At 58.3% G+C, this 4159-nt stretch carries 4 protein-coding genes; 3 read left to right on the top strand and 1 reads right to left on the bottom strand.

The features are described from left to right. Nucleotides 1–468: 468 nt before the first annotated feature. The 3 genes from CG471_RS29110 to CG471_RS29100 all read left to right on the top strand — a co-directional run bounded on the left by CG471_RS29110 (nucleotide 469) and on the right by CG471_RS29100 (nucleotide 3609). Nucleotides 469–1023, top strand: coding sequence for a gluconate 2-dehydrogenase subunit 3 family protein (locus CG471_RS29110; RefSeq protein ID WP_099234580.1), 555 nt, complete (start codon nucleotides 469–471; stop codon nucleotides 1021–1023). Nucleotides 1024–1088: 65 nt separating this feature from the next. After that, complete coding sequence (locus CG471_RS29105) at nucleotides 1089–2765, top strand: GMC oxidoreductase (protein ID WP_099234579.1); 1677 nt, start codon at nucleotides 1089–1091, stop codon at nucleotides 2763–2765. Between the two features lie 43 nt (nucleotides 2766–2808). Continuing rightward, nucleotides 2809–3609, top strand: coding sequence for a ThuA domain-containing protein (locus tag CG471_RS29100; RefSeq protein ID WP_099234578.1), 801 nt, complete (start codon nucleotides 2809–2811; stop codon nucleotides 3607–3609). A gap of 423 nt (nucleotides 3610–4032) precedes the next feature. Here the strand turns inward: CG471_RS29100 and CG471_RS29095 are convergent. Continuing rightward, nucleotides 4033–4159, bottom strand: a 127-nt coding sequence (locus CG471_RS29095; protein ID WP_218964300.1) for an IS3 family transposase, incomplete at its 5' end; no start/stop codon positions are given.

The raw sequence follows: 4159 nt of genomic DNA, 5'->3' as shown, positions 1-4159 counted from the left end.
CCTGCTCGAACCCATCGGCAATATCCCGCCGGCTGAAGCTGAGGAACTGTACTACGCCATGCTGGACGACGTCCCCATGGCTGCGTAACTTAAACCAAATAGCCTCCGGCAAACCCGGGGCGGTTCAATCTGCGTCGGATTGCCAGCCAGTGCCTGTACTGCCGGTGCTGCTGGTTGGCCTCCATCGCGACCAGCCAGGCGCAAGATTAGTTGGCACAACAATATTGATATCGCTAACCAAAATGGGCGCGACCTCATGCAATGTCATTGACTGGCATGTCATTTCATGCCTATTTTGCGAGACTAATAATATAAATGGGTGAGGGAAATGACCAAGAGATACTCTTGTGCATCTGCAAATTGCGCCAAAATGATAGCGCTATCTATTTTTGCATTTGCGGTTTCAATATCCATATCTAAACTTGAGAAATTCCGCCCGGCCGACGATCTTCGTGATGGGGGGCATTAATGGACCGCAGAGCAGCGCTCGCGTCCATCGTCGGCGTGCTGGGCGCGAACATCTTCGCCCCGCTTGCACGGGCCATCGCCTACCAGCCGAACCCGGTCATCAATACCGGCGCACCTGAGATCATATTCACGCCCGGACAAAGAGCGCTGGTCACGGCGCTGAGCGAACGCATCCTGCCGACATCCGATACGCCCGGCGCCATTGCTGCAGGCGTGCCCGAATATATCGAACATATGCTGGGCGACTGGGCGATCACCGATGAACGGGCAACGATCTTCGACGGCCTGGCCGCGATCGATGCCCGCAGCATGGCCGATTATAAAAAGCCGGCCGTACAAGCCTCGGCCGCGCAGCAGGACGCATTGCTGACCCTTGCGATGAACGGCGAACTGTCAGGAGGAACTCCCTTTTTCGAGGCGTTCCGCCAGTTTGTCATCACCGGCTATTACACGTCCGAAATCGGCATCACGCAGGAACGCGAATATCTGCCCATCCCCGGCGAATATGACGGGGCCTATCCCTATGCGAAGGTCAAGCGGATATTCTCCTCATAGGGCGGGCAATCGCCTTCGATCCTCGATCCATTCATTTCCGACATGCTCATCGGAAGGGCAAAATCATGGCAGCAACAGATCGTTTCGACGCTATCGTCATTGGTTCGGGCGTCAGCGGCGGCTGGGCCGCAAAGGAGCTTACGGAAAAGGGGCTGCGCGTCCTTATGGTCGATCGCGGTCGCATGGTCGAACATGGGGAAGATTATCCCTTCGACGGCAAGTCAGCCTATGACATTCCAGCACGTGGCAGGATGCCGGCCGCCCTTGCCAAAAGCGATTATTTCGCGCTCAACGGCTGGGTCTCGCCCGCCACCCAGCCCTTCTTCATCAACGACCGGCTCAACCCCTACGACTATGACGCGCCCAACAAGTTCAACTGGGTTCGCCCGTCAGTGGTCGGTGGCAAGTCGCTGACCTGGGGGCGCTGGAGCTTCCGCTGGAGCCAGGCCGATTTCGAGGCCAACAAGAAGGAGGGCGTGGGGACCGACTGGCCCATCCGCTATGACGATGTCGCGCCCTGGTACAGCTATGTCGAAAATTATATCGGCGTTTCGGGTGCTCGGGAAAATCTGCCTTATCTTCCCGACAGTGAATTCATGCCGCCCTTTCCGATGAACGTCGCCGAAAAATGGCTGAAGGAACGGCTGGAAAGCGAATTTCCCGGACGCAAGCTGATCAACGCGCGCCTCAGCAACATCACAGAAGATAAGCCCGAGCAGAATCGCACCCGCTGTCAGAAGCGGGCACAATGTGACCGGGGCTGCAGTTTCGGCGCCTATTTCTCGACACAGGCCGTCACACTGCCCGCCGCCCGCGCCACGGGTCGGCTGACGCTGCGTTCGGACAATTGGGTCACGAACCTGGAATATGACCCAGCCCAAAAGCGCGTCACCGGCGTCCGGATGGTCGACGCCAATACTGGCCAGGTGGAAGTCGTTCAGGCCCGCATGGTCTTTCTGTGCGCATCGGCGATGAGTTCGCTCCACATCCTGCTCAACTCCCGCCCGGCAGGCAGCGAACGCAGCTATTTCCATTCCAACGGTGCGCTCGGCAGCGCGGTGATGGATCATATCTTCCGTGTCGGCGTGTCGGGCGACATTCCGGGCATGAGCGAATTTGTCGAATATGGCCGACGGCCCGGCGGCGTCTATGTGCCGCGCTTCCGCAATCTGGAAGCGGAGGATCTGCCCTTCAAGCGCGGCTACGGCTTCCAGGGCGGCGCCGGCCGCCAGGCGTCCGCGCCCGAAGGCTTTGGCCTGTCCATGAAGCACGGGATGCGCGAATATGGCCCGTGGCGCTTTAGCATGGGCGCCTTTGGGGAATGCCTGCCTTATGAGGATAATCGCGTCATGCTGAATCACAGCAAGACCGATCGCTTCGGCACGCCGCTGTTGCGCTTCGACGTCCGTTTCCGCGACAATGAAATCAGGATGATGGACGATGCGCTGGAACAGGGCATGCTGATGCTGCGCCAAGCGGGGCTTACGAACGTGACCGGCGGTCGCGGCAAGCATGTGCCAGGTGAGGCGATCCATGAAATGGGCGGCGCCCGAATGGGGCATGATCCCGCCACGTCGGTCCTGAACAAATGGAACCAGGCGCATGACGCCGCCAATTTGTTCATCACCGATGGGGCGCAAATGGCCTCTGTGTCCTGCGTTAATCCATCACTGACTTTCATGGCGATGACCGCCCGAGCCGCCGATCAGGCGGTCAAGCAGATGCAGGCTGGGGTAATCTGACCCGACAAGCAGCGTCATGGGCCAGCGCGCCAAAGGAGAGACGATGTACAGAATGTTCGCGACCATCGCGCTATTGACCATGGCACAGGCGGCGCCCAACCCTCATCTGCCTGCGCCCACCTATGACACTGCCGCCCCGACTCTTCCGAAAAACCTGAAGCATGCGGTGCTCATCCTGTCCAAGACCAATGGCTGGCGGCATATTGAGCATATACCTCATTCCAACATGGTCCTGGCTGATATTGCTGCCAATCTGGGACATGCCAGCTACACCACCGAAAATGCGGCAATCTTCAACGACGAACAACTGCGGCATTTTTCCGTCATCATTCTCAACAGTGCGAGCGGTGATTTCCTGACCGAGGCGCAGCGATCAGCCTTTGCGCGGTTCGTCGCGCGCGGCGGTGGCGTGGTGGCGCTGCACGCGGCCGGAGACAACAGCCACAAGGCGCCCTGGTATACCGGGACGATCATCGGCACCAAATTCATCGGGCATCCGGGAGGCGAGGATCAGTTTCAATCCGCGCAAGTCATCGTCGACCAACCACGGCATCCCGTCATGGCTGGCGTGACCATGCCTTGGGCGCCCGTCGATGAATGGTATTCCTTCGATGCGAACCCGAAAATGCAGGGCATGACGATACTCGCCCGGATCGACGAGGCGAGCTACCACCCCGGCGCCAAGCTGACGATGGGATCGCATCCGGTGATTTGGACCAATCCAGCCACCAAGGGGCGTGTCGTCTACTCGGCGCTCGGACATTTGCCGGAAAGCTACGACGATCCAAATTATCGCCGCATCCTTACGAACGCGATCCGCTGGGCTGGAAAATTCGGTCAGTAGAACGAGAATATTGAGGCGACGTGCATTGATGTACTGCCGTCAGGCTAATCGCGGCTACGCACAGGGTTTCCAGAGAAAATTGCATATCTCGATCGGATAAAGAGCGGCGTCGCAGTTCAAAGGTTGGTCGTCGGAATGGCGATCATAAACTGGACCGAGATTATGGCCACAAAGGCCAGGAATTGCCTACCTGCCGTCTGCGTTTGATCCCGCACCAATGGTGCATGGGAGTTGCCGCCGTGCCAACTTCCAGATCCTTCGAGATCGTGATGACCTTAACTGGCTGCGGGCTGTTCCGGTCCACGCCGTTCGTCCGCTTCTGATCAAAAATGGTTATATTTTGCGAGAGTGCGTCAGTCTCCGGGACGGTCATATTCGCCACGTGACGCGCCGATTGGCATATTGTGAGTAGCCCCTAGTTTTCTAGACGCCTTCTGCTTTCAAAATCTGCTGCCGTTCGAACTGTGCGGGGGACAGCATCCCGTTCCTGACCTGCTTGCGGACCGGATTGTAGAACATCTCGATGTAATCGAACACGTCCTGCCGGGCT

Source organism: Sphingobium sp. IP1 (genome assembly GCF_002708645.1).
In the GTDB taxonomy this organism is placed as follows: Bacteria; Pseudomonadota; Alphaproteobacteria; order Sphingomonadales; family Sphingomonadaceae; genus Sphingobium; species Sphingobium yanoikuyae.
Note: the sequence above shows the minus strand (reverse complement) of the source record. Positions and strands in the feature narration are given on the sequence as shown.